Here is a 24935-nt window from a genome sequence, read left to right on the forward strand (position 1 = left end):
ATCGGACGGGGGCTGTCAACGGTCACCTGCGCCCGGGCCCCCGGCCCCATCTCTACGCCGACCGCTCGCCGTCGGTAGCGCCCGGGGGCTGCCATGAAGGCGTCGGAGTCGGCTCCCGCGCACGATCGGCCCGGATCCGCTCAGCGAGGCCGCGCAGAAACGCCGCCTGCTCGTCCTCGGTCAGCTCATCCACCCACGCGGTACGGGCCTCGCACTCCGCACGCATCTGCTCAAGCAGCCGGTACAGCTCCCGCCGACCCACATACCGCCCCCAGGTCTCCTCCGCCCAGAAGCGCAGCCGCGACCACACGCCCAGGCACCGTGCCCGGCTCATCCGAACGCCTCCGCCGGAAGCCGTGGGCCGCCGCCCTCACCGGGGCCATGGTCGTGGCCCGCAGCGATGCCGTCCGCATCGCAACCTTCGTCGTCCGGCGCGGGCAGGCGCGCGCCTCTGCTCTCCGCCACCCGGAGCACATCGGCCAGGCTCCCGGTCAATTCGACGGCGAGCAGGTGTAGTTCGCCGGGCGTCCACGTCCGGGCAGCGAGGACGCGGCGCGCTTCCTCGACGAGTCCGGTGGCAGAGTCGAGCAGCACCGTCTCCATGTCATCGGCCAGACGGGACACGAAGCCCGTCCCGTCGCCCGCCAGGAAGCACGGCTTTCCCTCCGGGCTCAACCAGGGCAGGAGCCGCGCGGTGTCCGTGGGACTCATCAGCCCGCCACCTCCACACCGTGAATCCAGCGCGGCCCGACATCGATCCCGTGCACGGCGAGCCACAGCGTCTGCCGCCGTCGGTACTGCAACCGCCGTTCCTGCCGTTCCACCGACGTGAGGACGTACGGCCGGATCAGCGCCGCGTCCTCGCCCCGCAGCAGCCCCGCCCGCCCGCCGGGCACCCGCGGAAACACGGGCGTCGTTGGCCCCTCGCACCTCACGGCGGGCCACGAGCCGACGGACCTGTGACGCCCTCGCGCGGGCAGTAACAACCGCAACAGCGGTTCGAAGAACCTGGCGGCAGGCTTCGCCATATCGTCAACCTCCCAGGGATTGGTGGCCACGCCCCGGGCGTACGTCATACCGGCAACGTCGCGGGGGTCCGTGCGTCTCTCACCTCACACACTTCCGCGCCTTGTGGAGCGTTCCTACTGCGTTCCGCGACCGTTAGGCACGGAGCAGACCTACCGCGTGAAGCGTGCCTAACGTCCCTGGGGGTACCCGTGAACGAAGCACTACGCCGCGCCATGCTTCGGGCGCACTTGACCGACCGGCAATTAGCTGAGAAGTGCGGCGTCGACATCAAGACCGTGAGCCGATGGATCACCGAAACCGGACGGGTTCCCCATGCCCGTCACCGGTGGGCCGTCTGCGAAGCGCTCGGAGAGGACGAAGCGGTGTTGTGGCCAGCAGCCGCAAAGAAAGCGATAAAGGTGGGTCCGGACCGTGAGGTCGTTTCGGTCTACCCTTACCGGTCCGGTTGCCCGGCCTCCCTGTGGCGATCGTTGATCACCAACGCGGAGCGGGAGATGACCTTCGCGGGTTACACCAACTACTTCCTGTGGCTCGAACAAGCCAGGTTCGGTGCAGCACTACAGCGGAAAGCCGCCCGAGGGTGCCGAGTTCGATTTCTGCTCGGAGAGCCTGACAGCGACCTCACGCGGTCGCGCGAGCAAGAAGAAGACGTCGCACTCACTTTGTCCACGCGTATCCGGGTAACACTCGCCGAACTGGAGAAGATCAGAAGCCAGCCGGGCATCGACGCCAGGTTCAGCGGCGGGCACGCGTACCTTTCCGTGTTCCGCTTCGATGACAACATGATCGTTACGCCGTTGCTGACACACAGCGTTGGGCACGATGCTCCCACGCTGCACCTGCGTCGTCTCCAGGACAACGGCATGTTTGATCGCTTCGCCACGCACGTAGAAGAGCTGTGGAACAGGGGAACTCCGGTGGGGAAAGGTGGCGGCAATGGGTAGGCGCGACTACGAGGACGATCCGCACGCGCCCGCAGCGAACAGCTTGGTTCCGGCTGCATCCGCGATCGTTGTCGACAACTTCGGGCGCGTCCTCCTTCAGCGCCGGCGCGACAATGACATGTGGGCACTTCCGGGTGGCGCCATGCACATTGGCGAGTCACTGCCGGAATGTGCCATCCGGGAGACACACGAAGAAACCGGGTTCAAGGTCGAGATCGTGGGCATCGTCGGCACCTACACCAACCCCCGACATGTCTTCGCCTACGACGATGGTGAAGTACGGCAGGAATTCTCCATCTGCTTCCTGGCTCGCCCCGTGACGGGGCAGTTGGCAGTGTCCGAGGAATCCACGGATGTTCGGTGGTTCGAGCCCGAAGAGATTGATGCGCTCCCCATGGTCCCCAGTATCCGAAAACGCCTGAATGACTGGCGCACCGGCCAAATGCCCGCCGCCCGGTAGTCGACACGCAGTCGAGACCCACGTGCCCGGCCCTCACCACGCGGGCGGGGCCGTGGGGTTGGCGGCTACGCGTTCCTGAGGATGTCCACCAGCTCCGCGAGGCTCCCCACCCTCCAGTCCGCGGCGCGCGCTTCGTCGCTGCCTGCCCACAGATGCCCGAGCGGGCCCCGGCGCAGATGCGCCGCCCGAAGTCCCGCAGCACACGCGGGCAGGACGTCGTTTTGCGGGTGATCGCCCACGTACAGCACCCGGCGAGCCTCGACGCCGGCCAGGTCGACTGCTTCGGCTGGGGCGGGGGTGGAGCCGCTTGCTCAACGCTCGCGGCTCCAACGCGCGCCCAGTGCCGGAGCTCAGTCGTCTCCGAGCAGCCCCCGCGCGATCGCATCGTTCTGCCGGAAGTAGACGGCGTTGGTCGCCGGGCGGGGGAACTGGGCCGGGCCCGCGATGATTCGGTCGGGGTGGGTGGTGCCGTGCGCGTCGACCGGGTGCAGGGCCGCGCCGGAGAGACGCAGCATGCCGCTTGCTGCGCCGTCCTCGCCGTGCTCCTCGGCCAGTTCGCCGCGGGACAGCAGCGCGCGCAGCAGCGGGTCGGTGATCCGGTCGGGTGTGGGCGCGGCCAGCCGGGCGTCGAGCAGGACGGTTGCCTCGTGGATGACGCCGGGGAGGGCGGGGCTGGTCGCGCGGTACACCGCTCGGCCGCCGGCGACCGTGGTCTCCACCCGCATCCCGGGGCCGACGAACGTCACCACGCCCGCCTCGGCCAGTGCCAGCAGTTGGGCGGTGCGCAGGGGCGGCGGGCCGGAGCTGAGGTGGGTGCCGATCGCGAAGTGGGCCAGCGCCTCGGTGACCTGGTCGGCGGCGAGGTCACCGGAGCGCCACAGCTCCTCGATGACCGCGCCGGTCCGCTGGAGTCCGTCGACCAGGGCGGTCGCGACGCCGCGCGCGGGTCCCGTACGGCGGTGCAGGACCTCGGCGAGATGGGCGCGCAGCTGCCGTTGGAGGTCGTCGGTGTCGTCGAACCGCAGGCCGGTCAGCGGGTCCGCCAGTCGGTCCAGGTCGAGCCGGTCGGCGGGGTCGGGGACCGCCTCGCGGGCGAGTTTGGCCAGCCGCTCGGGGTCGGTGTGCAGCAGGGCGTACTGGGCGTCGAAGTCCTGCCAGGTCGTGCGGGCACAGGCGGGCTGCTCGGTGAAGAGGGCGTGGTAGTGGCACCAGCCCAGTTCGGCCAGCACGAGCGGCCAGATGTCGCGGGCGAACGAGGCGCCGGGGCGGGCGAGTTGGGCGCGACAGGCGTTGAGGGTGGCGAAGCGCGGGGCGGTTGGCGGCGCCGCGGGGGTGGAGGGTGCGGGGTGTGCCGGTTTCGGCGGCAGGGGTATGCCGCGGCGGGAGCCTGCGTAGAGCCGGGGTTCGCGGCCGGACGGCAGATAGCGCAGCGGGCCGCCGGGGGCGGTGCGGACGAAGCGGCCGCCGCGGCCCTCGGTCAGCAGCGCCAGACAGTCGATGAAGACCAGGCCCAGACCGCGGACGAGGACCGGTGCGCCGGGTGGGACGGCCGCCAGTGCGTCCGGGTCCGCGGGGCCGGGGCCGATCCGGGTCAGGCCGGGCGGCGCGGGGTCGGGGCGGGTCTCCAGGTGGCCCTGGGCGAGCACCACCCGGTCGGCCAGGAACGGGGGTTCGCCGGAGTCGAGGATCACCTGCTGGCGGGAGGGCGGAGAGCCACTGCCTGGTATCGGCCCGTCCACGGCCGCCCGCGGCCCGTCCACGGTCACCCGGCGCAGGTCCACCGCCCGTGCGCGGTGGACGTGGAGCCGGACCGAGGCGGGGCGGGCGTCGGTGACGGTCTCGAAGAAGTGGCGCAGATAGCGGCCCTGGTCGCGGCGGGCGGCGTAGGCACCGTCGTGCAGGGGGGAGTCGAGCCAGTCGGCGGTGGTGGGGCCGGGGCGCGGCGGGCCGGCGCAGTCCACACTCTCGTCGGGGTACACGGTGACCTGCTCGGCGGCGGAGTTCATCCACAGCAGGCCGGGCTGGTCGGTGCGCCAGGTGCGGCCGGCGCCCGGCGGACAGGGGTCGACGATGTGCAGATCCAGGGGGCGGTCGCCGTACAGGGCGGGGACGTTGGCGAGGATCCGCTCGACGATCGAGGCGCCGCGCGGACCGCAGCCGATGACGCAGAGGGAGCGGGCCGGTCCCGCGTGCCGGTTCAACTGGCCTCCGTCCGTTGGCCGGTGGCCGTTCGAGACGTGCACGACGACCGTGGAACTCAGGTGAGGAACACAGGGGCCCGGTGGCCCGCACCGTAGTGCGGGACCACCGGGCGCCGTGTCAGCAACCGCCGCTGATGGTGGAGCCGAGCGCCTGGGCGTCACGCTCGCCCGGCACCTCCAGGCCCTGAAGGTCCATGATGGTCATTTACGACACCTCCCTTCCGCGGATCGGTGGACGTGTGTACGGTGAACAGACGGTGTGGTGGAGACCGAACACCACTGGGTCAGCAGCTCATGCTGAAGCTGGAGCCAAGCGCCTGGGCATTACGCTCGCCCGGCACCTCCAGACCCTGAAGGTCCAAGATGGTCATCTACGACACCTCCGTTCGAAGATGCGTTGCGGATGATCACGTACCAGGTGCCGTTGCGGGACACCTGGAGCCGGTGGGCCGTGCACGACCGTGCACGGTCCGCCCGGCGTCGCGTCAGCAGCCGCCGCTGACGGTGGAGCCGAGCGCCTGGGCGTCACGCTCGCCCGGCACCTCCAGGCCCTGAAGGTCCATGATGGTCATCTACGACACCTCCCTTCCGATGCGTCGTGGCGGATGATCACGGTGGTGACGTGCCAGGTGCCGTTGCGGGGCACCTGGAGCCGGTGGGCCGTGCACGACCGTGCACGGTCCGCCCGGCGTCGCGTCAGCAGCCGCCGCTGACGGTGGAGCCGAGCGCCTGAGCGTCACGCTCGCCCGGCACCTCCAGGCCCTGAAGGTCCATGATGGTCATTTACGACACCTCCCTTCCGCGGTGCGCAGTGCCCGCTGCCCCGGACGGGGCGGTGGGGGTGACGGCGCGCGGGGCGCCGTCGCCGCGTCCCGGTGCGGCCGGGTAACCGGCCGCCGCGGAGCGCGAGTCGGTGAGGAACGGGAGCAGCGGGGTGCCCCGTTCAGTGGCGGAGAGCGCCAGCAGGACGCCGGCGCCGCCGCCGGCCAGGTCCATGGAGATCCGGGCGCGGCCGTCGCAGGGGAAGACCGTCGCTCCGTTCCACGTCATGGCGTGCTGGCCGAGGTTGGTCAGATGCCGGCGCAGATAGCGCTCGGTGTCGGCGGGCTCCAGGGGCGGCCCGCCCGGCCGCTCCGTCGCGTCCCGGGGTACGGGCACCCGGTCGCGGAGCAGCGCCAGGGTGGCGAGCAGGCCGGCGCGGCCGCCCAGCAGTCCGGACTCGATCACGAAGTCGGCGGCGCAGGCGCGCAGCAGGGCTGGCAGTGCCTCGCGGATCCGGTCGTCGTCCCGGTGGTCCAGCAGCTCGGCCGCCACCAGGGCGATTCCGGCGCTGCCGTTGTCCAGGTAGGGCAGGAGCCGGAACCCCTCGTCCACGTGGAGGGTGCCCTGCGGGCCCGGGGAGCAGCGGTCGAGGTCGCGGTGGACGGCGCGTACCGCCTCGTCCAGCAACCCGGGGTCCCCGGTGGCCTGGTGGGCGCGCAGGAGGAAGAGCGCGGCGCCCGACCAGCCGTACATCAGCCCGGCGGCGTCCTTGGAGCCGCGCCGGCGGCGGCGTTCGACGGGTTCGGTGCGGGCCGCGGTCAGCCGTTCGGTGACCCGGCCGGCGAGGCCGAGGGCCTGTTGCCGCAGGGCGTCGCTGTCCAGCGCGTCGGCGAAGTGCAGCAGGTTGAGGCCGACGCCCGACAGGCCGCGGTAGAGGCTGGGGCAGTGGCGTACGGAGAGGCGGTCCGCGGCCCGGTCGAGGGCGCGCCAGGCGGCCTCCTCGTCGCCCAACTCCCGTAGGACATAGGCGATTCCGTGCAGTCCGTCATAGAAACCGATCCGCTCGGCGGGGACCCGGTCGACGGCGGCGCGCAGCCAGACGGCGCCCTCCTCGTCGCGTTCCCCGAGGGCGGTGTGCCGGGCCCACAGGACGCCGGCCGCGCCGTGGCCGAAGCCCGCGCCGCCCTCGACGAACTGCTCGAAGTCGCCGGGGTAGAGGCGGTCGGTGCGGTGCGGGGTGGCGCTGTCGCGCAGCCCGCGGCCGAGGGAGACGAGCACCTCGTCGGGTGGGAACGTGCCTGGTAACGAGGCGAGTGGGGAGGTCGTGTTGTCGTTGGGGGCCAGCTGCGGGGCCAGCCGGGACACCAGGGAGTCCGGCAGTGCGAACCGTTCGGCCGCGGTGGCCAGCAGTGCGGGGGCCTTGTCCGGGGCGAGGCCGCCGAGCGCGGCCAGCGGCAGGAAGAGCCAGAGTCCGATCGCGGCGAGCGCATAGTGGTCGCCGTCCGCGCCGGTCGCATCGCCGCGGTGGAAGCCGGGGGCGCCCAGGCTGCTCGGGGTGGCCCGGTCCAGCTCGTCGGCGACCTCGAAGTCGATCAGGACGGGTTCGTCACCGGGCTTGATGATCAGGTTGCCCGGGTGCAGATCGCCGATCCGGATGCCGCGGCCGTGCACGGTGGCGACCAGCGCCTCGATCCTGCCGAACAGGGCCAGTGCGCGGTCCCGGTACTGCGCCACGGCCTGTTCGTCGGGGTCGGGCACGGTCAGCGGGTGGTGGGCGGCGAGCCAGGTCTGGAAGTCCTGGCCCGCGATGTCCTTCAGGACCAGGAAGAGGTGGTCGCGTACCTGGAGGGTGCCGAAGGTGCGCGGGATCCCGGGGAGGCCGGCCAGCCGCTCCAGCATCCGGTGCTCGTGGGCGAGCCGGCTGACCGCGTCGCGGCCGACGCCGTCCGTCCCGGAGTAGGGCCGGCCCTCCTTGAGGACGACGCTGCGCTCGCCCGCGCCAAGTGCGCCGGCGCCGACCGGGGTGGCGCGGTAGACGCCACCGCCGTTGGAGAACTGGAGCGCGCCGGTGATCCGGTAGGGGAAGTCGTCCAGGGCCTGCCGGGCGGCCAGCGAGTCCTTGAGGACGTCCGGCACCTCGACCCAGTCGGGGGTGTGGAAGACCGGGGTGCGGCGGTCCGGCTCCGGGGTGCCGTCGGGGCGGTGGAAGGCGGTGACCAGCTCGCCGTCCGCGTCCTCCATGTAGTGGGTGCGGAAGCCGCCGTAGCGTACGTAGAGCGGGCCCTGCCGGAAGCGGAGGTCGGTGAGGACGTACGGGCCGGGGCGGCCGCCGATGAGCGCGTCGAGTCCTTCGAGGGTGCGGGCCAGTTCGGCCTCGTCCACGGGGTAGACGGTCAGCAGCTTGCCTGCCGAGGAGCGCTGGGCGTACTTACGGCTCAGGGCGCGCAGGACGTTGGCGCTCTTGAGGTACTTGAAGGCGATGCCGTGCCGGGTGCAGTAGGCGGCGACGTCGGCGAGGGTGCGGCGGGCGTCGTCGGGGGCCGCGCTGACGTGGATCTTCCAGCCCTGGTCGGGGAGTTGGTCCTCGGCAGGGCGGCAGAAGGTCCAGGCCTCGTTGTCGTCGCGGGTCCAGCCGTCGGGCAGCGGCGGGGCGGGGAAGCGGGTGGCCTCCAGGTCCCAGTTGCCGGGCCAGTCGAAGAAGGTGCGGTCGGCCAGGGCGAAGCTCTCGGCGCCGTCTCTCATGCGGCACCCCGGGCGGGAGCGGGGGCGGCGGCCTCGGCACCGTCGGGCAGTGCGGCGCTGCGCACGGTCGCGGCGGCGTCGTCGAGGTAGGCGGCGAGCGCGGTGCGTCGGGTGGTCGCCAGGTGCTCGGCGAGGACGGCGCGGGCCTGCGTCTTGTCGTCCTCGGAGACGAAGTCGGCGAGCCCGACGGCCAGTACGCGGTTGTCCTCGCTGGGCTTGAGCGAGGCGTAGTGCTCGTCGCGGAGCAGGCCCCACACGATCGCGTCGTGGTACTCACCGTCGAGGTAACAGTGGTCCCGCAGGATGCCCTCGACCACGAACGGGGTCTTGGTCATCAGCCGGATGATGCCCTTGTTGTAGCCGGCGGTGGTGACCTGCACGCGGTGCGCGTCGAGCTGGTGGAAGAGGTAGTCGACGAGCAGGACGACGGCCTCCGCGCCGTAGCCGCGGCGCCACAGCTCGGGGGAGCCGATCGCACCGCCGACGGTGAAACCGCCGATCCGGCCGGAGCGCTGATAGCTGACGGTGCCGATGCGGTCGCCGTCCTTGGTGCGGATCACCAGGTTGTGGACCCGGCCCGAGCGGTTGGCCTGCTCGATCTCGGCAGCGCCCACCGGCTCCCAGTCACCGCTGAGTACGGCGGCCGGCGAGCCGGGCCGCAGCCAGGAGGCGATCGCCGCCCAGTCGTCGTCGCCGGGCCATTCCAAGGTCACCAGTCGTCCTTGCACGGTCGTTTACCTCCTCAACGGGTGTAGTGGGTGGGGCGCATGGGGTCCTGTGCGCTGGGTGCGGCGTAGCGCTTGAGGACGAGTACGGCGTTGTGGCCGCCGAATCCGAAGGAATTGCTCAGCACGACATCGCCGTCCCAGTCGCGGGGGCCCTTGACGACCAGGTCGAGGTCTTCCTCCTCGGGGTGGTCGCAGTTGCGGATCGGTGGGATCTTGCGGTCCTTCAGGGAGAGCACCGCGGCGGCGGCCTCGGCGGCTCCGGAGGCGCCGAGCATGTGCCCGGTCATGCTCTTGACGGCGGTGACCGGCGTACGGCTCAGCTGGTCGGGTCCCAGCACCTCGCGCAGGGCCGCGGCCTCGATGCGGTCGTTGAGGACCGTGCCGGTGCCGTGTGCGCTGATCTGTCCGACGTCCTCGGGGGTGAGCTCCGCGTCGGCGAGTGCGCCGCGCATCGCGCGGACGGCTCCGGCGCCGGTCGGGTCGGGAGCGGTGGCGTGGTGGGCGTCGGTGGTCGCGGCGTAACCGGCCACCTCGGCAAGGATCTCGGCGCCCCGGCGCTCGGCGTGGCCGGCTTCCTCCAGCGTCAGGACGGTGGCGCCGACGGCCATGACGAAGCCGTCGCGGTCCCGGTCGAAGGGCCGGCTGGCGCCTTCGGGGTCGTCGTTGCGGCGGGAGAGGGCCTGGGCGTTGGCGGTGCCGGCCAGGTCGACGGCGGTGAGCGCATCGTCCGCGCCGCCGGCCAGGGCGATGTCGGCGCGGCCGTGCCGGATCAGCTCGGCCGCCTCCCCGATGGCCACCGCACCGGTCGCGCAGGCCGCGGAGACCGCGCAAGTGGGGCCGCTGATGCCGTACTTGATGGACAGCAGGCTGGCCGGGTGGTCGATGGCGGTGAGGACCGAGTGGTACGGGGAGACCCGCCGCGAGCCCTGCTCCCGCAGCACGTCGTACTGCTGCTGGATCGAGTTGGCGGCGCCGTAGCCGGAGCCGATGACCGCGGCGAAGCGGTGCGGGTCGACACCGGCCGGCGATTCGAGGCCGGCGGCCCGCATCGCCTGCGCCGCGGCGACCACCGCGTACCGGGTGAAGCTGTCGCTGCGCCGGGCTTCCTGCGGGGTGAGGTAGCCGGTGGTGTCGAAGTCGGTGACATCTCCGCCGATCCGGACGGGGAGGCCGGAGGTGTCGAACCGGGTAAGGGTACGGATACCACTACGGCCGGCGAGAAGAGCGGCCCAGAAGTCCGCGGTGGTGTTTCCCAGCGGGGACACCACGCCGCAGCCGGTGACGACAACGCGTCGCCGATCCGTGCGCAACTCCATGAAACCCGCCTCCTGATTTTCAGCCCCGTTGTCACGCTCGGGGCGTCCTCATGACCAGAAACATGACAGCTGAGTCATTGGCTTGTCAACAGATCCCCGAAGAGTCAGTCAGTCGAGGATCCGCCAGCCACCCCACCCCCAAGCCCCGTACCAGCGAAAACGCTCTCAGACTCATGACCAAGAGAGTCACGAAAATTGACTACGCGGGCCCGGTCGCCGCGGTCGAGGGCGGCGCGACGGCGCCCGGACGCCGCACCGGCGGGAGCGGAGGACCCCCAGGTAGGGGCCCGGAGTACATAGAAAGTGACAGACCGTGCGGCGGAAAGTGCCTACCTGCGGATGATCCGAATGCCCCGGTTCGACGGGACGCTGGTCGGTACAACCAGCCCCGCACCCTCGTGCGGGGCACCTTCACAAGGGACGAGGGAGTTCATGAAGGGTATTGCAGTAGGCATTGTTCTGGCGATCATCGGACTGATCCTGTGGCTGACCACAAAGGAAGTGGAGACGTCGGTCGTCTCGCTTCACAAGGCCGGTCTGGTGCTGGCGATCGTCGGCGGCGCGGAGGCGTTGTTCGCGCTCCTGAGCCTGGGAAAGAAGGCGAATAAATAGGCGCGCATCGGTCGCAATAGCGGCATTTGCGGCGCCGCTGCGCTTTTGGCCCGGCGGCCGTCAGCCGCGCTTTTCCAGGAGGTCCGCCAGCCGTTCCCGGGCCCGCTCGGCGTGCCGGTACGCCTGGGCCCGCCGGAACAGCTCCGCGGAATACCGGAAGTGTCCGGCCGCCCTTTCCCGGTCCCCCGCCCGCTCCCCCGCCGCCGCGATCTCCCAGAGCGCGGCGGCCTTCTCATGACTGCGCCCGGTATCCGGCAGCCCGGCCAGTTCCTCGCCCAGCGCCCGCAGCCGGTCGGTGTCCCCGGCCGCCGCCGCGCAGACCGCGTCCGCGGTCGTCAGCCACAACGGGAACTCCGGCTCCTGGGCCACCGACGCCACGACCAGACCGCGCTCGACGATGGTGCGGGCCGCCGCCGCCTCGCCGCGCTCCAGCAGCAGCAGGGCGTAACGGCCGTTGATCTTCTCCCAGAGCGGGAAGCCGGCGGCCGGAGTGACCCGGCGCGCACAGGCGCCCAGCAGCTCGGCGGCGCGCACCACCTCGCCCCGGTCGCGCAGTTCGAGCGCCCGGTGCAGATCGATGGTGGCCCGCGGACCGGAGAACGCCCCGTCGGCCGAGGGCCGGCCGTGGTCGGTATCGGGCGCCCAGTCCGGGCAGCCGCTCCAATAGGCGCAGCGGGTGAGTACGTCGAGGACGAGCAGCGAGTGGAATCCGCTGCCGGGCCGCCGGTCGGCGCATTCGAGGAAGCCGGTGAGCGCATAACGCAGACCGTCCTGGACCCGGCCGGCCGACTCCAGCAGGTCGGCGAGCGCGATCAGCGCACGCAGCCGGGCCTCGGCGTACGGCGCGGGGGCGAGCGCGTCCAGCATCCGCAGCAGGACCTCGGCACCCTCGTCGGCGCGGCCGAGCGTGCCCAGTATTTCGGCAATGGCGAGCTGTGCCTCGGTAAATACGTCGTCCTGCCGTCCGGCCGGATCAATCTCGGCCAGTGCCTGGAATTCCGACAGCGCGCCCTCGGCGTCGCCGCCCTCCCATTGCCGGCGGGCCGCCACCAATCGTCCGACCAGGTCGAGCCGGCGGACCCGGCCAGCGGTTTCGACCGGTTCGGCGCCTCTGGATATTTCGTCCACGCCGACCCCGAGGCGTTCCGCGAGGATCTTGAGTGCCCGGCCGCTGGGAATGCGCTTCCCGCGTTCGACGAGCGAGATGTAGCTGGACGACATTTCGGACCCGGCAAGGTCGTGCTGTGTCATTCCCGCGCTGACCCGAAGCTCTTTGATTCGCCGCCCGGTGTCCGCCAGCTCAGGCATTCGACAAACCCTCCGGATTTGGACCAGTGGATGACTTCGGCCGGCTGCATCAAATCGGCGAGTCACAATGAGTGCTCGGCACTTTACCAAGCAGTCAAGAAGAAGTCGACCAATACTTGGATTCCTTCATCGTTCTTCACCAGCCGTACCGAGATCATTTCGTCGAGTACGCCCGGACCGAAAAACCGGCTGACGCGTACACCGAACTGTGTGCCCCGGCACCGCGGGTCAACCTTTCGATGTACTACCCCACGGCGATGTCCTGGACCGCCATGACGTGGTCCGATGAGGTCAGCAACACCCCACCACTGCCGGACCCTGCGGAGGCACCACCGATGACGCAGTCCCCACGCCCCGATCTGCACAAGGATGTGGCGCCCCCGCCCGCCGGCTCGGCGCGCTCGGTGCTGGCCTCGGACGCCGAGCGCGAGGACATGGTCGAGCGGCTCAGGGAAGCCACCGCGGAAGGCCGGTTAACCCTGGAAGAGCTGGCCGAGCGGTCCGAGGCGGCCTATCTGGCCCGTACCCGCGAGGAGTTGAGCTCGGTCGGCGAGGACCTGCCGCATGTCACGCCCCCCGAGTCCGCCCGCACCGCGACCGGCCAGCGCAGCTTCCGCGCCGCCTTCGGCGACCTCACCCACCACAACCCCTCCCTGGAACACGGCATCGAGGCCACCGCGCTCTTCGGGGACCTGACCCTCGACCTGTGCGCCTCCCCCGCCCCCTCGACCGGCGAACTGACCATCGCGGCCCGCGCGATCGTCGGCGACGTCCATCTGCTGCTCCCGGAAGGTGTCCGGGTCGAGATGAACTGCAGCAAGGTCCTGGGCGATGTGCGCAATCTGACCCGGGAGCACTCCGGCCCGGAAGCCGTCACCCCGCGCGTACGGATCACCGGCTCCGCCGTCCTGGGCGACATCATCGTCGCCCACCCCAGCAGCGACCGCCGTACGTACTGGCAGAAGTGGCTCGACGAGCGTCGCAGCCGGGCCTGACGGGGGAGCAGCGGTGACGTCGTATCAGGTCCTGCCCCGCCCCGGGCCGTCCGCCCCGCTCCTCGACGAGGGCCGGATACGCCCGCGGGCCATGGCCCGGCACACCGGCGCCCTGGTCCGCCGCAACCTCCTCCAGATCCGGCGGAACCCGGAGTCGATGACCGATGCGCTCCTGATGCCCATCGTGCTGACGCTGCTCTTCGTCTTCGTCTTCGGCGGGGTGCTCGGCACCGGCGGCTCCCGCGCGCAGTACACCACCTTCCTCGTGCCCGGCCTGATGGTGCTCCTCGGCATGACCATCGCCATGGCCGTGGGCACCGGCGTCAACGACGACTTCCGCACCGGTGTCATGGACCGGTTCCGTACGATGCCCATCGCCCGCTCCTCCGTGCTGCTGGCCAAGATCGTGGTGGAGACCGGCCGGATGCTGGTCGCCATCACGGTGCTGCTGATCGTCGCGGCCCTGCTGGGCTTCGGCTTCACCGGCCGCTGGCCGGGCATCGCCGCGGCGGTCGCGCTGACCGCCCTCTTCGGCACCTCGCTCATCTGGATCTTCATGCTGCTGGGCCTGACCCTGCGCACCGCACAGTCGGTCCAGGGCCTGTCGGTCGTCGTTCTGACCCCGTTGCAGTTCGGCTCCTCGATCTTCGTACCGCCCACGACCATGCCGGACTGGCTCCAGGCCTTCACCCGTATCAACCCCCTGACCCATATGGCCGACGCGGCCCGCGGACTCGCCCTGGGCGAGGGCCCGGTGGCCGGCCCGGTGCTCTGGACCCTGGTGTGGTCGCTCGGCCTCACCGCGGCCACCGCCCCCCTGGCCCTCGCCAAGTTCCACGCCAAGACCTGACACCGATCCGTACGGAGCGGAGCGCAACCCCCGTCACGCCGCCGGCGTGGCTCCCCCCGTACGAAGCGTGGGCCTGGCCCCTTCCGACTACCCCCGGGTTGGAGGGCCGGGCCCACGGCCTTCCGTTGCACTTGGCGGCCCTCCCACGTTTTCGGCTGTCCCGCCGTGGTGGTTTGTGGCCGTTGCGCCCTTGGCGGGGCCTCCCACGTTTTCGGCTGCGGCGCCGTGGTGGCTTGTCGCCATTGCGCCTGGCGGCGGGCGTGGGTTTGTCGGGTGCGGTGCCGCTCCTCCGGACTTCGTCCTGCGGCGCGGCCCCTCCCGTGGTGGGTGGGAACAGGACGGTGGGGGCGGGCCATTCATCTCCAGTTGCTGTGACTGGATCCACGAGCGTGCACCCGCCCGCTTACATGCACCCCCACGGTCTTCTTCCACCCACCCACGGGAGGGGACGGGCCGGAGAGGCCTGGTGTGTGGACGTAAAGCGAAGCAGTCCACACACCAGGCCCCGGAGGTCCGTCACCGCACCCGACAGCTCCGCGCAGCGGCCCCGCCCGCCGCGTGGGGGTACCTCCCACGCCCTTCAGGCAGTGGGGGAGCAACGGCGAGAACACGCACGGCGGGACGGACAACAACGTGGGATTAATCCGGTCGTACCGGAAAGTCGCCATCCGCCCCAGCCATCCCCGGCGGCATGTCAGGGAGGGCGACCGCGACCTCGACCACCGACGTCGTGCCGGCGACGACCTCGCGCCAGGCAGCGGTGAGCGCCGTGGGCAACGCGTCCGCGGCCGTCACCTGGTGGTAGCCCAAGCCGTACGCGCGGGTCAGGCCCTCCGTCCCTGTGGGGCGCGGGGCCGTGAAGGAGAAGCGGGAGTCGGGGCCGGAGACCCGGTCGAGGTTGGACTGGAGCCAGCCGTAGCCGCCGTTGTCGAGGACGACGTAGAGGACCGCGGCTCCGGAGTCGGCGACGGTGGGGAGTTCGGCGCGGAAGAGGTTGAAGGCGCCGTCGCCGACCACCGCGACCACCGGGCGGCCGGCCGGTTCGGCCAGCCGTACGCCGACCGCGGCCGCCGCGCCGAAGCCCAGCGGTGTCTGCTCGCTGGGGACGACGGAACCGCCGCCGGCGCCGAGCGCGTAGTGCGGGAAGAAGTACGACCACATGTCCTGGAGTCCGTTCTCCTGGACCAGGACCCGGTCGGCGGGGACGGCGCGGTCGAGGGCGGCCAGCACCTGCGAGACCGGGACGGCCCCTTCGGGCACCCGCTTCTCGGCCTCCTCGGCACGGTCCTCGGCGCGCTGCGCCAGCGCGGCCCGTACCGTGCGGACCCGCTCCGGCCAGGCGTTGTCCGGCCGGTGCCCGGCCAGCAGCTCCGCCCAGCCGTCGACGATCCGTCCGGCGTCCCCGAGCACATGGTCTCCGGGGCGTTCCATGACCAGGCTCTCCTCGCCCAGGACGGCCTGGACGACGGGGAGTTGGGCGGCCTCGTCCGGCCAGCCGAAGGTGGCGGTCTCCTCCAGGCGGCTGCCCAGGGCGATGACCAGGTCGGTCTCGCGCCACAGGGCGTCCATCGGCGCGGCGGTGTAGAGACCGCTGACGCCGCAGTACAGCGGGTGGTCCTCGGCGACGGTGCCGCGGCCGGAGGCGGTGGTGAAGAGGCCGGCGCCGAGGCGTTCGGCGAGGCGCTCGATGCGGCGGCCGGTGTTGCGGTGCCGGGCACCGCCACCGACCAGCAGCAACGGGCGTTCGGCGGTGGCGATCCGCCGCGCGGTGGTGGCCAGGGCGGCCCGGTCGGGGCCCGGCCGCTGGGGCGTGACCGGGCGCCAGGGCCCGCTGCGGGTGACCGGCTCGGCCGCGATCTGTTCGGCCAGCTCCAGGTAGACGGGCCCTGGGGTGCCGTTGACCGCGAGGGCGGCGGCCTTCTCCAGGGCGCCGGGCAGCCGTTCGGCGTGATCGACCCGGGTCGCCCACTTCACATACGGGCGGACGGCGGTGAGCTGGTCCAGCTCCTGGAAGGCGCCGGTGCCGAGCCGGTCGAGCCGGGTGCCGTCGGCGATCAGGATCAGGGGTGCGGCGGCGGAGCGTGCTTCCAGGACGCCGGTGAGCGCATTGGTCAGGGCGGGGCCCTTGCCGATCACACAGACGCCGGGGCGGCCGGCGGCGAGCGCGTAACCGGTCGCCATGAACAGGGCGTTGCGCTGGTCGCGGCAGAGCACGACCCGGGTGTCGGTGCTCTCCAGCTCGCCGAGCAGCGCCATGTCGTCGCCGGGCAGCGCGAAGACCGCCTTCGTACCGAGGTCGCGGAGGTGGTCGGCGAGGGCGGCCCAGGCGGTGGGGTGGGTGACGGAGGTCATCGGGCGGCTCCCGGGCCGTAGGTGGCGACGGCCTTGGAGATCAGTACGGGCTCGGCGCGCACCTCCTGGCCGTCGGAGATGTAGTTGGCCATCCGTCCGTAGCCGCCGAAGGGGGCGTTGCCGTCGTCGATGGACAGCAGGGTGGTGTCCAGGGTGACGGTGGTGCGGCGGCGCAGCGCCTCGACGAGCGCAGGGGCATGGCCGTAGACGCTGGAGCCCAGGGCGCGTTCGGTGAACATGCCGGTGGTGAGGGTGGCGGCGAGCGCGTCCTCGTCGCGGTAGGACGCGACGTTGAAGATCGGGGCGAAGAACTCCGGTACGTGGGTGCGCGGGGTGACCTCCTCGCCGACGACGACGGTGGGGTCGAGCCGGCGGGCGCGGAAGTCGACGTGTCCGCCGTGCACGATGTCGCGACGGTTGCGGGCGAGGAACTGGGCGCCGTCCTCCAGCGCGCTTTCGTAGAAGATCGGCCCGAAGTCGGCGTCCGGGTCGGAGTACGGGCCGTAGCGCAGCCCCTTCAACTCGCTGACCAGCGCGTCGACGAACGGGTCGAGCAGCGACTCATGGACGCTGAAGAGGTCGGGGCCCAGGCAGTCCTGGCCGGTGTTGAGGACCCGGATGGCGATCGCGTCGCGGGCCGCCTGTTCGACATCGGCGCCGGGCGCGACGACGAACGGGTTGACGCCGGAGCCGAGGAAGAGAAACAGCTGGCCGGGGGAGAGCTGGGCGCGGATCTGCTCGGCGTTGGCGTAGGCACCGGTGAAGACCACGACATCGGCGGGGCGTACATGGTCGTGCAGGAAGTCGCGCTGGCTCACGGTGGTGAGGGTGAGCGGCAGTTGGTGGTGCTCGGCCAGCAGGGTGTGCAGCCGGAGCATCTGGTCCTTGACGCGGCTGGAGGGGCGGAAGACCAGGCGCTCTGTGTAGAGGGCGGGCACCAGCAGATAGAGGGCGTAGGAGTAGAGGATGACGTTCGACGGCATGAAGGCGGCCAGGCGGGAGACGCGGCCGGGCCGGTGTGCGGCCACCTCGTCCAGGGCCCCTTCGAGGGTGGCGATGGTCGACTCGATCTCGTAGCGCGCGGCGCTGTGGGTGGAGATCTCGCACAGCAGCTCGTGCACGGTACCGGCGTCGTTCACCAGAAAGTCCCGGACCCGGTGCACGGCCGCCGCGCGTCGGCTGGCGAGGCTGTCCTCCTCCGGCTCGGCGGCCACGGTCGGCCATGCGGGAGCGGAGCTCATATGTCCCTCCTCGGGGCGTAGTCCATGGAGGGTCAGCGTCAGCCAATTGTCATTTATTGTCAAGTAAAGTCATTGCACTCGACTGGCTCATATGACAAGCGTTCCCGTCCTTGCTCGCACAACAGCTTCTGTCGCACCCCCTCCTTCCCCTGCGTACAGCCACTGGACAGGCCTCTCAGCTGTCGCAACACGCTCGAACAGAGAAGGGGAATGCCGAGCTCCGCAAATGACAAAAAATGACTCACTGGCCGGCGGCGGTCGTCCACGAACACCCCCGCGCGGGCGTCCGGTGAGTAGACTCCGGTCACCGCGTTCCGTCCGTCGGAGCCCGACCACCGTCACTGTCCGTACGCCCAACTCAACTGCGAGCGATTTTCTTGGTGATTGAGCAGCCTGCTTTCGGGAAGCGAGTGCGGGAGGCCCGGCGCGCTCAGGGTCTGTCCCAGGGGGACCTCGCCGGGGACGATCTCTCCCCCAGCTATGTCTCGCTGGTCGAGAACGGCCGCAGAATCCCGGGTGCCAAGATCGCCCGGTCCATCGCCGAGCGGCTCGGCACGACGGTCGAGGCACTGACCGCCACCGAGGAACCGGGCGACCGGCTGACCCAGCGCCTGGGCCTGGTCGGCGAGTTGGTGGCCGCCCGCGCCAGTGCACTGGCCGGCGACTGGCAGGCGGCGCGCCGACAGCTGGAGTCCGTGGTGGAGCAGGCCGGCGGCGAGGGACAGGACGAGGTGCGCTGGGAGGCCCGCTGGGAGCTGGCCACCGTCCTCGGCCGGCTCGACGAACCGGACCGCCATGAAGCGGCGCTGCGCCGGCTCCTCGACGATCCGCTCACCCGCTCCGCACCGGTGCTGCACGCCCGGGTCGCCATCGAGCTGGCCCAGCTGCTGCGCACGGCGGGCCGCCTCTCGGAGGGCGTGCGCTTCGCCGAGGAGGCGGTACGGGTCACCGGCGAACTGGAGCCCGGCCGTCCGGAGCCGGCCCAGGCCCGGGTGGCGCTGCTGTCCTTGACCGTCGACAGCGGGGAGTGGAACCGCGCCGAACAGCTCGGGACGGAGCTGAGCGCGCAGGTCGCCCCGCTGCCCGCCGGTGAGCTGCGGGCGAGCGCCCTGTGGGCGGTGGCCGGTGCGCAGTACCTGGGCGGTCACCCGGAGCGGGCGCTGGAGCTGCTGGCCGAGGCGGAGCAGCTGCTCGCCACGACGGACGGGGTACGGCTCCGGCTGCGGCTGGCCCGGGCCCGTACGCTGCTGGCGCTCGCCGCCGGCCCGCCGGAGGAGGCCGACGCCTTGCTGGCGCGTGTCCGGCAGGCCACCGCGCTGGTCGGGACGCCGTCCGCCAGGACCTGGCTGGCGGTGCTGGAGACGGCCGCGGCGCTGCGCCACAACCGGCCGATGGACGCCGCCGAGCAGGCCGCCGCGATCGACCTCGGCTCCGCCGGTCTCTCGCCGCTCGACCGTGCCCGCTGTCTGCTGCACCTGGCCCGCGCCCATCGTGCGGACCGCTCCGAGGAGGCCGCCGAGGCCGACTTCAAGCTGGCCGCCGAGGGCTACGAGCAGGCCGGCGCCTTCCGGCTGGCCCTGGAGACCTGGCGCGAGCTGACCGCCGGCGGCCGTGGTGCCGAGGGCCCGGATCCGCATGCGGTGCTGATGCCTTGACGGCGGGGACGGGGCCGGGCCTTGTGCGGGCCGGTACCGGGGGCCGGGTGGCGGCGTGGGCCGTGGTCAGCTGCCGGGCGCCGGGGCCGCGGGCCCGTAGGGGTCGTCGGGGTCGTCCGCGCGCCAGATGCGTATGCCCGGTGCCGGGGTGACGGTGGCCGCGGCGGCCACCGTCTGCGGGCCTGCGGGCAGATCGCGGACGTAGGCGACGCCTCCGGGGTGGGCGGCGGATGCGGGGATCACGACCTTGCCGTCCCGCGCCTCGCTCAGCGCATCGATCTCGTCGGCGAGGGCCAGCCCGCCCGGGCCGGTCAGCCGCAGCGCCGCCTCCTTACGGGTCCACAGCTGGGCCAGCCGGTGGGCCCGCCGGTCGGCCGGTGCCTCCTGGACGTGGCGGCGCTCCAACGGGGTGAAGGGGAGCAGCAGTTCACCCACCGGGCCGTACGGAACGGTGTGCACGGACAGGGCCACCGGGAGGTCCCGGGTCAGGGCCAGGAGCTGGCGGGCCGGGTCCGCCGCGATGCCGAGGCAAAGGCGGGCGCCCGGAGGCCAGCCGATGGACGGGGGCGGTTCGGCGGACACCGGCCGTCCGAAGCCGTCGGGGATCACCGGAATATCATGCGGAGAACAATGCAGTAACCGTCCGAGAAAGGCCGTCAAACAGTCGACTTCGCGAATGTCGCCGGCCGTGAGCGAGAATATGTGTAAACCGCCGTCGGCTAATTCGGATGTACGGGACGGGTCCCAACTTCCGCCAGGGTACGGCAGGTTGGCCGTACCGGCCGGACTGTCGCGGCTGCCGTCATGGTTGAGTGAATGCGCGCCACAGAAAGGCTCGTCCCCCCGCATAGATCCCCTCGCACCATGTCTCCTTTCCGCGGATCGGTCGCATCCGGGAAAGCAGTGCACTGAGTCGATTTGATTTACCCTCTGGAGATCTTCAAGGTAACCCTGGTCTATGCCTGCGTCAACAAGCATCGACCGAAAATCAACTTCGGTTTAGCGCCAGTCATTACCAGATTTCGCCAAGTTTAGCCCCTTGTCACGAGGCGGTGATCTGCGGCTCCCGGCGCGTTGACCGCTGCTTGATCCGTGATTGCTCCGCAGTTTGATCTGCGGTCACCCCGCGGTTTCGCCGCGGCTCTTCTGCGGTTCTCGCGCGGCCGTTGCCTTGCCGTTCCGCGGTCCCGCCGCGGTTCACGGCGGTCGGCCGACCGCTCCCGGGTGGACCTGACCGTCCCTCACATCCGGTGGGCGCTGCGCTCCTTCCGGGCTCCGCGGACCGGCGGGAGCGCACCGCCCCTGGCCCCTGTGGCGCGCACGGCGCGGGGTCGCCTCAGGACGCCAACTGCTTCTCCACGCGGAGCACTATGTCCAAAACCCTACGCATGTCCTTCATCTCCTCTTCGGGCAGTGTGACCCCGAACCGCTCCTCCGCGACGACGATCACCTCCGCCATCGCCAGGGAGTCCACGTCCAACTCCTCGACCAGGGACTTCTCCTCGGTCACCTCGGCGGGCAGCACGCCGGCCACCTCGTGCAGGATTCCGGCGAGCTCCGCGACGATCTCTTCGCGCGTGGGGACGGTCATAACGGTCACCTCTCTGTGGAATGGCGGGTGTTACTGGTCCGGTGCGGGTCCCGGCTCCGCGCGGCGGGAGCGGGCCGGCCTCCGGTGATTCGGGGTCGTACAGGACCCTCAGGTGGGGCTGTGGGGCGGCGACGAGGCCGGAGCGCGCCGGGACGTCACCGGCGGGGAGCGGGCACCTCGGCGCACGCGGCGGCGCCGAGAAGCGACGTGCTCCCGCACGGCACAGGAATCCTCCGTGACTTAAGTGTCATTCTTTTGACTACACTTGACTGTGCTAGTCAACTGGAGGTCCGATAGGTTGTCAATGACGGTCTTTCAAGACCAAGGCAGGACAATGCTCTTGAGTTATGTTTGGTGACTCTGGAGTCGAGACCGAGTCAGACGGAGGAACCGCATGAGCGGTCTGCTCGACGGAAAGCGGCTGGTAGTCACGGGTGTGATCACCGAAAGCTCGATCGCCTACGCGGTGGCCCGGCTCGCCCAGCAAGAGGGAGCCAAGATCGTCCTCACCGCGTACGGGCGGCCGAGTCTGGTGGCCCGGCTCGCCCGGCGGCTGCCGCAGGAGCCCCCCGTCGTGGAACTGGACGTCACCGACGAGGCGCAGCTCAGCACCCTCGCCGACCGGGTCGGCGCCCACCTCGACGGGATCGACGGGGTGCTGCACTCGGTCGCCAACGCCCCCGCGAACTGCCTGGACGGCGGCTTCCTGACCGCACCGTGGCGCGATGTGTCCGCTGCCCTGCACACCTCGACCTACTCCCTGGTGGCGCTGACCATGGCCTGCCGCCCGCTGCTGCGCCCCGGCGCCTCGGTCGTCGGGGTGGACTTCGACGCCTCCCGCGCCTGGCCGGGCTACGACTGGATGGGCGTCGCCAAGGCAGGCCTCGAAGCCTGCTCGCGCTATCTGGCGCGCGACCTCGGCGGCCAGGGCATCCGGGCCAATCTGGTCGCGGCCGGACCGCTGCGCACGCTCGCCGCGCGGGGCATCGGCGGCGACGGCCCGTCCTTCGAGAAGAGCTGGGCGACCCGCGCCCCCCTGGGCTGGGACCCGCACGACGCCGAGCCGGTCGCCCGTACGTGCGTGGCCCTGCTGTCGGACTGGCTGCCCGCCACCACCGGCGAGATCGTGCACGCGGACGGCGGCCACCACATGATCGGCGACTGACCACCATGACGCAGAACGCGGCGGCGCAGCCGGCGACCGCATCGGGCTCACCGGCCGTACCGATCCCGCCGACGGCCCCCGCCCCCGCGCCGCCCAGCAGCCTCCGCTGCGGCCCGTACGCCCTCGACCGGGAGCGGATCGCCGCCTTCGCGGCCGCGCTCGGTGACCCCCACCCCGCGTACACCGACCCGGCCGCCGCACGCGCCCTCGGACACCCGGACACCCTCGCGCCGCCCACCTACCTCGCCACCCTCGCCGCCCATGCCGAGGACCAACTCCTCAGCGCCTGGGGCGGCTTCACCACCGACGGCGCGGTGCACCGCTCTCAGTCGCTGCGCCACGCCCGCCCCGCACACGCCGGCGACACCCTCCACGCGACCGTCCGCCTGGCCGGCTCCACCACGCTCGCCGGCCGGCGGCTCCTCACCGTCGACTGCGAGTTCCATGACGCGGACGGACTGTGGGTGGCCACCACCACCTCCTCGCTGCTGTGCCCGGCCGCCCCCGCGCGGCCCGGGCGGCGCCCCCTCGACCCCACGGGATCGGAGCACCCATGACCGACACCATCGCCCCTCCGGTCGCCGCCGCCCGGCTCGTCAACGGCGCGGCGTCCACGGCGGCACCGCTCGGCGACCGCGGCCACCTCGAGGGCCCGGCGCTCACAGGCCGGGTACGGACCACCGCAGGCGCCCTGCGCCAACTCGGCATCCGGGCCGGCGACCGGGTCCTGGTCCAGGGCGACAACAGCGTCGACTACGTACTGACGCTGCTGGCCCTGATGCATCTGGACACCTCACTCATCCCGCTGGACCACCGGCTCTCCGCCGCCGACGCCACCGCGGCCGCCCACCAGGCCCACGCCCGCTGGCTGGTCACCGCTGCCGACCGCCCGGCCGGCTTCCCCGGCATCCCCGACCGGCGCATCATCCACTACCCGCGGCTGACCGCCGACGCCCCGCCGCCTCCGCCCGCCGACGTCGATCTGGCCAACTGGTTCCGCCGGCCCGACGCGCTCGTCCTGTGGTCCTCGGGCACCACCGGGCGCCCCAAGGGCATCGTCAAGCCCGGCCACGCCGTCCTCGACAACTCGCTGCGCACCATCCAGGCCATGGGCTACCGCGCGGACGATGTGCTCGCGCCGCTGCTGCCCTTCTCACACCAGTACGGGCTCTCGGTGATCCTGCTGTGGTGGCTGGCCCGTTGCACCCTGCTGGTCACCCCCTACCAGCGGCTCGACGCGGCGGTCACCCAGGCCGCCGCGCACGGTGCCACCGCCGTGGACGCCGCACCGTCCACGTACCACTCGCTCCTGGGCGTGGTCCGCCGCCGCCCGGAGGTACGCGCCGGGCTCGCGGGCGTACGCATCTGGGGCGTGGGCGGCGCACCGCTGCCCGCCCCGCTGGCCGAGTCCTTCCACACGACAATGGGCCGTCCGTTGCTGGACGGCTATGGTCTGACGGAACTCGGCAATGTCGCACTGGCCACCCCGGACCTGCCGCACGGCTGCGGGCGCCCGCTGCCCGGCGTACGGCTACGCGTGGTGCGCCCCGACGGCACCGCTGCCGCCCCCGGCGAACTCGGCGGCATCGAGGTGCGCTCGCCCGGCGTGATGGCCGGTTACCTCCAAGAGGACGGCTCAGTCACGCCCGTCGACCCGGACGCCTGGTACCCGACGGCCGACCTGGGGAGTGTCGACGACGACGGCACCGTACGCGTGGTGGGCCGCAATCAGGCCGTCCACCGGCTGGGGTTCACGCTCTACCCCGAGAGCCTGGAGCGCCGCGCCGAGGCCTGCGGACGTCCGGTCAAGGTGCTGGCGGTCGATGACCAACGACGTGGCAGTGCACTGCACTTCGTCGTCGCGGACCCCAAGGGCGAGGCCCCGCTCATCTGGCGCCGGCGGCTGGCCGAACACCTCGCGGAGTACGAACAGCCCAACGCGGTCCATGTCGTCGACCACTTCCCGCTCACCGCCAACGGAAAGCCGGACACGCGGGCGTTGCGTGCACAACTCGGGCTGGAGCTGGGAGTAGGTCCGGGACCGGTGCCCCGGTTGGGGGCCGGGCAGTAGAACTCCGTGCGTGGTGCAGGTGGTTGGACGTCAAGTCTGTGGATGTTTCACGTGGAACAGTCTCTGCGCCTGCGGCTGTCTTCCCTGCTTCTGCTTCTGCTTCTACGTCTTCCCTACCGCGTCTTCCCTGCTTCTGCTGCTACTTCTCCGTCTGTCACAGCCGCTGTGTCGGCCATCGCTTCTGCGTAGCCCATTGCGCCGTGTCTGCTTACTGCTGCCGCCCGGTTCACGCGGTACGGGCGGTGTGAGCACGGCTGCGGGCCGCCGGGATGACCGCGGCACGCGCGTCCGCATCCGCGTCGGTGTCGGTGCCGGTGTGCGCGGCGGTGGTGGACAGCGGCTCCACTCTGCGGGTGACGCGGCTGCGCAGGCCGGGCGAGGTGCCGTGTGCCTCGGCGCTGATGCGCTGCTTGATCGTCGGCGGCAGCTCCGGCCGGGCGAACGACCGGCGAGCGGGCCAGACGTGGCCGATCGGCGGTACGGCGCGCGGTGCGGGCACCTTGGGGACGGCACGGGCAGCGGGCACCGTGCATGTCCCCGCGTCCCGCTCATGGTCCGGATCGGCGCCGGGCACCGCCTTGGGCACCTCGACGCCCGGGGCGTCGGTGCCCGCGTTCCCGTTGCCCAGGGTCCGCTCGTACAGTGCGGCCTCGCGGCGCGCGGCTGACGCCGGCGCGGAGACACCGAGTGATGCCAGCAGCTTGCCCAGCATGGCAAGGCACACCGCCCAGAACTTCATGACCTTGGTCGCAGCCATGGTCCCTCGCTTTCGGTCAGGATCTCCCCGAGATCCGTTGCTTCGTTGTTCCGTCCTGCTGTGGTGCGAGTACTTCCGTTGCACCGCCTCAGTTGCGGGGCTTCGTTCGCATCGCTTACGTTGCGCCGCTTCTGTTGCGTTTTCTTATGATGAGTA

The 24935-nt window shown here is 71.5% G+C and carries 27 protein-coding genes; 9 read left to right on the top strand and 18 right to left on the bottom strand.

The genetic code is table 11. The features are described 5' to 3' along the window. Window positions 1–52: 52 nt before the first annotated feature. The 3 genes from ACZ55A_RS35890 to ACZ55A_RS35900 are packed head-to-tail and all read right to left on the bottom strand — an operon-like array spanning window position 53 to window position 908. Window positions 53–334, bottom strand: a complete 282-nt coding sequence (locus ACZ55A_RS35890) for a hypothetical protein (RefSeq protein WP_468849135.1) — start codon at window positions 332–334, stop codon at window positions 53–55. Next, window positions 331–711, bottom strand: a complete 381-nt coding sequence (locus ACZ55A_RS35895; RefSeq protein WP_468849137.1) for a hypothetical protein — start codon at window positions 709–711, stop codon at window positions 331–333. The genes ACZ55A_RS35890 and ACZ55A_RS35895 overlap by 4 nt, the downstream gene beginning before the upstream one ends. Further along, a complete protein-coding gene (locus ACZ55A_RS35900) occupies window positions 711–908 on the bottom strand; it encodes a hypothetical protein (protein ID WP_468849138.1) in 198 nt (65 codons plus the stop codon). The genes ACZ55A_RS35895 and ACZ55A_RS35900 overlap by 1 nt, the downstream gene beginning before the upstream one ends. Window positions 909–1217: 309 nt before the next feature. Here ACZ55A_RS35900 and ACZ55A_RS35905 point away from each other — a divergent pair, with 309 nt between their 5' ends. Together ACZ55A_RS35905 and ACZ55A_RS35910 are read left to right on the top strand one after the other, a co-directional pair. Next, window positions 1218–1973: a DUF5919 domain-containing protein gene (locus tag ACZ55A_RS35905; RefSeq protein ID WP_468849139.1), complete on the top strand. Its 756-nt coding sequence runs from the start codon at window positions 1218–1220 to the stop codon at window positions 1971–1973. Further along, the gene (locus ACZ55A_RS35910) at window positions 1966–2433 is read left to right on the top strand and encodes an NUDIX domain-containing protein (protein ID WP_468849140.1); all 468 of its coding nucleotides are present in this window, start codon (window positions 1966–1968) and stop codon (window positions 2431–2433) included. Before ACZ55A_RS35905 ends, ACZ55A_RS35910 begins: the two co-directional genes overlap by 8 nt. Before the next feature lie 65 nt (window positions 2434–2498). Here ACZ55A_RS35910 and ACZ55A_RS35915 read toward each other — a convergent pair whose 3' ends face one another. From ACZ55A_RS35915 to ACZ55A_RS35955, 9 genes are all read right to left on the bottom strand, one after another. Next, window positions 2499–2705 (bottom strand): hypothetical protein, encoded by a 207-nt coding sequence (locus ACZ55A_RS35915; RefSeq protein WP_468849180.1) that lies wholly within the window; start codon window positions 2703–2705, stop codon window positions 2499–2501. A 78-nt stretch (window positions 2706–2783) separates the two neighbouring features. After that, a complete protein-coding gene (locus ACZ55A_RS35920; protein ID WP_468849141.1) occupies window positions 2784–4634 on the bottom strand; it encodes an FAD/NAD(P)-binding protein in 1851 nt (616 codons plus the stop codon). Between the two features lie 118 nt (window positions 4635–4752). Beyond that, window positions 4753–4839, bottom strand: coding sequence for a class III lanthipeptide (locus tag ACZ55A_RS35925; RefSeq protein ID WP_218039239.1), 87 nt, complete (start codon window positions 4837–4839; stop codon window positions 4753–4755). Window positions 4840–4918: 79 nt separating this feature from the next. After that, window positions 4919–5005: a SapB/AmfS family lanthipeptide gene (locus ACZ55A_RS35930; RefSeq protein WP_468849182.1), complete on the bottom strand. Its 87-nt coding sequence runs from the start codon at window positions 5003–5005 to the stop codon at window positions 4919–4921. A 114-nt stretch (window positions 5006–5119) separates the two neighbouring features. Beyond that, entirely contained in the window at window positions 5120–5206 is an 87-nt protein-coding gene (locus ACZ55A_RS35935) for a class III lanthipeptide (protein ID WP_199838955.1), read from the bottom strand. 124 nt (window positions 5207–5330) lie between these two features. Then, on the bottom strand, window positions 5331–5417 hold the full coding sequence (locus tag ACZ55A_RS35940) for a class III lanthipeptide (protein ID WP_199838955.1): 87 nt from the start codon (window positions 5415–5417) through the stop codon (window positions 5331–5333). Continuing rightward, a complete protein-coding gene (gene lanKC, locus ACZ55A_RS35945) occupies window positions 5418–8138 on the bottom strand; it encodes a class III lanthionine synthetase LanKC (RefSeq protein ID WP_468849142.1) in 2721 nt (906 codons plus the stop codon). Beyond that, the gene (locus tag ACZ55A_RS35950) at window positions 8135–8851 is read right to left on the bottom strand and encodes a GNAT family N-acetyltransferase (protein WP_468849144.1); all 717 of its coding nucleotides are present in this window, start codon (window positions 8849–8851) and stop codon (window positions 8135–8137) included. The genes lanKC and ACZ55A_RS35950 overlap by 4 nt, the downstream gene beginning before the upstream one ends. 29 nt (window positions 8852–8880) lie before the next feature. After that, window positions 8881–10182 carry a beta-ketoacyl-[acyl-carrier-protein] synthase family protein gene (locus ACZ55A_RS35955; RefSeq protein ID WP_468849146.1) on the bottom strand — a complete coding sequence of 434 codons (1302 nt, stop codon included), beginning with the start codon at window positions 10180–10182 and terminating at the stop codon, window positions 8881–8883. Window positions 10183–10614: 432 nt separating this feature from the next. Here ACZ55A_RS35955 and ACZ55A_RS35960 point away from each other — a divergent pair, with 432 nt between their 5' ends. Beyond that, window positions 10615–10794: a DUF5708 family protein gene (locus ACZ55A_RS35960; RefSeq protein ID WP_468849147.1), complete on the top strand. Its 180-nt coding sequence runs from the start codon at window positions 10615–10617 to the stop codon at window positions 10792–10794. Between the two features lie 60 nt (window positions 10795–10854). Here ACZ55A_RS35960 and ACZ55A_RS35965 read toward each other — a convergent pair whose 3' ends face one another. Next, window positions 10855–12102, bottom strand: coding sequence for a helix-turn-helix domain-containing protein (locus ACZ55A_RS35965; protein WP_468849148.1), 1248 nt, complete (start codon window positions 12100–12102; stop codon window positions 10855–10857). Window positions 12103–12218: 116 nt separating this feature from the next. On the opposite strand from ACZ55A_RS35965, the gene ACZ55A_RS35970 reads away from it, so the two are divergent. Then, on the top strand, window positions 12219–13097 hold the full coding sequence (locus ACZ55A_RS35970) for a DUF1707 SHOCT-like domain-containing protein (RefSeq protein ID WP_468849150.1): 879 nt from the start codon (window positions 12219–12221) through the stop codon (window positions 13095–13097). 13 nt (window positions 13098–13110) lie between these two features. Further along, the gene (locus tag ACZ55A_RS35975; protein WP_468849151.1) at window positions 13111–13947 is read left to right on the top strand and encodes an ABC transporter permease; all 837 of its coding nucleotides are present in this window, start codon (window positions 13111–13113) and stop codon (window positions 13945–13947) included. A 639-nt stretch (window positions 13948–14586) separates the two neighbouring features. Here ACZ55A_RS35975 and ACZ55A_RS35980 read toward each other — a convergent pair. Beyond that, window positions 14587–16299, bottom strand: a complete 1713-nt coding sequence (locus tag ACZ55A_RS35980; RefSeq protein ID WP_468849152.1) for a thiamine pyrophosphate-binding protein — start codon at window positions 16297–16299, stop codon at window positions 14587–14589. After that, on the bottom strand, window positions 16296–17540 hold the full coding sequence (locus ACZ55A_RS35985; RefSeq protein ID WP_468849154.1) for an aldehyde dehydrogenase family protein: 1245 nt from the start codon (window positions 17538–17540) through the stop codon (window positions 16296–16298). The genes ACZ55A_RS35980 and ACZ55A_RS35985 overlap by 4 nt, the downstream gene beginning before the upstream one ends. Window positions 17541–17920: 380 nt before the next feature. Here ACZ55A_RS35985 and ACZ55A_RS35990 point away from each other — a divergent pair, with 380 nt between their 5' ends. Continuing rightward, complete coding sequence (locus ACZ55A_RS35990) at window positions 17921–19195, top strand: helix-turn-helix domain-containing protein (protein WP_468849156.1); 1275 nt, start codon at window positions 17921–17923, stop codon at window positions 19193–19195. 66 nt (window positions 19196–19261) lie between these two features. On the opposite strand, the gene ACZ55A_RS35995 is transcribed toward ACZ55A_RS35990, so the two are convergent. Beyond that, window positions 19262–19804: a 4'-phosphopantetheinyl transferase superfamily protein gene (locus ACZ55A_RS35995; RefSeq protein WP_468849157.1), complete on the bottom strand. Its 543-nt coding sequence runs from the start codon at window positions 19802–19804 to the stop codon at window positions 19262–19264. 727 nt (window positions 19805–20531) lie between these two features. After that, window positions 20532–20786, bottom strand: coding sequence for an acyl carrier protein (locus ACZ55A_RS36000; protein WP_468849159.1), 255 nt, complete (start codon window positions 20784–20786; stop codon window positions 20532–20534). A gap of 394 nt (window positions 20787–21180) precedes the next feature. Here ACZ55A_RS36000 and fabI point away from each other — a divergent pair, with 394 nt between their 5' ends. The 3 genes from fabI to ACZ55A_RS36015 are packed head-to-tail and all read left to right on the top strand — an operon-like array spanning window position 21181 to window position 24022. Next, complete coding sequence (gene fabI, locus ACZ55A_RS36005) at window positions 21181–21951, top strand: enoyl-ACP reductase FabI (protein ID WP_468849161.1); 771 nt, start codon at window positions 21181–21183, stop codon at window positions 21949–21951. 5 nt (window positions 21952–21956) lie between these two features. Continuing rightward, the gene (locus ACZ55A_RS36010) at window positions 21957–22508 is read left to right on the top strand and encodes a MaoC family dehydratase (protein ID WP_468849162.1); all 552 of its coding nucleotides are present in this window, start codon (window positions 21957–21959) and stop codon (window positions 22506–22508) included. Beyond that, entirely contained in the window at window positions 22505–24022 is a 1518-nt protein-coding gene (locus ACZ55A_RS36015; RefSeq protein WP_468849164.1) for a class I adenylate-forming enzyme family protein, read from the top strand. Before ACZ55A_RS36010 ends, ACZ55A_RS36015 begins: the two co-directional genes overlap by 4 nt. Before the next feature lie 226 nt (window positions 24023–24248). On the opposite strand, the gene ACZ55A_RS36020 is transcribed toward ACZ55A_RS36015, so the two are convergent. Further along, window positions 24249–24779 (bottom strand): DUF6344 domain-containing protein, encoded by a 531-nt coding sequence (locus ACZ55A_RS36020; RefSeq protein WP_468849165.1) that lies wholly within the window; start codon window positions 24777–24779, stop codon window positions 24249–24251. Window positions 24780–24935: the final 156 nt, after the last annotated feature.

The organism is Streptomyces sp. NPDC034111, assembly GCF_055575375.1.

Excerpts from the sequence above, each read along its gene's own strand:
- ACZ55A_RS35960 (WP_468849147.1), top strand. The coding sequence starts at position 10,615 with ATGAAGGGTATTGCAGTAGGCATTGTTCTGGCGATCATCGGACTGATC.
- ACZ55A_RS35895 (WP_468849137.1), bottom strand. The coding sequence starts at position 711 with ATGAGTCCCACGGACACCGCGCGGCTCCTGCCCTGGTTGAGCCCGGAG.
- ACZ55A_RS35940 (WP_199838955.1), bottom strand. The coding sequence starts at position 5,417 with ATGACCATCATGGACCTTCAGGGCCTGGAGGTGCCGGGCGAGCGTGAC.
- ACZ55A_RS36010 (WP_468849162.1), top strand. The coding sequence starts at position 21,957 with ATGACGCAGAACGCGGCGGCGCAGCCGGCGACCGCATCGGGCTCACCG.
- ACZ55A_RS35980 (WP_468849152.1), bottom strand. The coding sequence starts at position 16,299 with ATGACCTCCGTCACCCACCCCACCGCCTGGGCCGCCCTCGCCGACCAC.
- ACZ55A_RS35985 (WP_468849154.1), bottom strand. The coding sequence starts at position 17,540 with ATGAGCTCCGCTCCCGCATGGCCGACCGTGGCCGCCGAGCCGGAGGAG.
- ACZ55A_RS35925 (WP_218039239.1), bottom strand. The coding sequence starts at position 4,839 with ATGACCATCATGGACCTTCAGGGCCTGGAGGTGCCGGGCGAGCGTGAC.
- ACZ55A_RS36000 (WP_468849159.1), bottom strand. The coding sequence starts at position 20,786 with ATGACCGTCCCCACGCGCGAAGAGATCGTCGCGGAGCTCGCCGGAATC.
- ACZ55A_RS36020 (WP_468849165.1), bottom strand. The coding sequence starts at position 24,779 with ATGGCTGCGACCAAGGTCATGAAGTTCTGGGCGGTGTGCCTTGCCATG.
- ACZ55A_RS36015 (WP_468849164.1), top strand. The coding sequence starts at position 22,505 with ATGACCGACACCATCGCCCCTCCGGTCGCCGCCGCCCGGCTCGTCAAC.
- ACZ55A_RS35890 (WP_468849135.1), bottom strand. The coding sequence starts at position 334 with ATGAGCCGGGCACGGTGCCTGGGCGTGTGGTCGCGGCTGCGCTTCTGG.
- ACZ55A_RS35955 (WP_468849146.1), bottom strand. The coding sequence starts at position 10,182 with ATGGAGTTGCGCACGGATCGGCGACGCGTTGTCGTCACCGGCTGCGGC.
- ACZ55A_RS35910 (WP_468849140.1), top strand. The coding sequence starts at position 1,966 with ATGGGTAGGCGCGACTACGAGGACGATCCGCACGCGCCCGCAGCGAAC.
- lanKC (WP_468849142.1), bottom strand. The coding sequence starts at position 8,138 with ATGAGAGACGGCGCCGAGAGCTTCGCCCTGGCCGACCGCACCTTCTTC.
- fabI (WP_468849161.1), top strand. The coding sequence starts at position 21,181 with ATGAGCGGTCTGCTCGACGGAAAGCGGCTGGTAGTCACGGGTGTGATC.
- ACZ55A_RS35965 (WP_468849148.1), bottom strand. The coding sequence starts at position 12,102 with ATGCCTGAGCTGGCGGACACCGGGCGGCGAATCAAAGAGCTTCGGGTC.
- ACZ55A_RS35930 (WP_468849182.1), bottom strand. The coding sequence starts at position 5,005 with ATGACCATCTTGGACCTTCAGGGTCTGGAGGTGCCGGGCGAGCGTAAT.
- ACZ55A_RS35935 (WP_199838955.1), bottom strand. The coding sequence starts at position 5,206 with ATGACCATCATGGACCTTCAGGGCCTGGAGGTGCCGGGCGAGCGTGAC.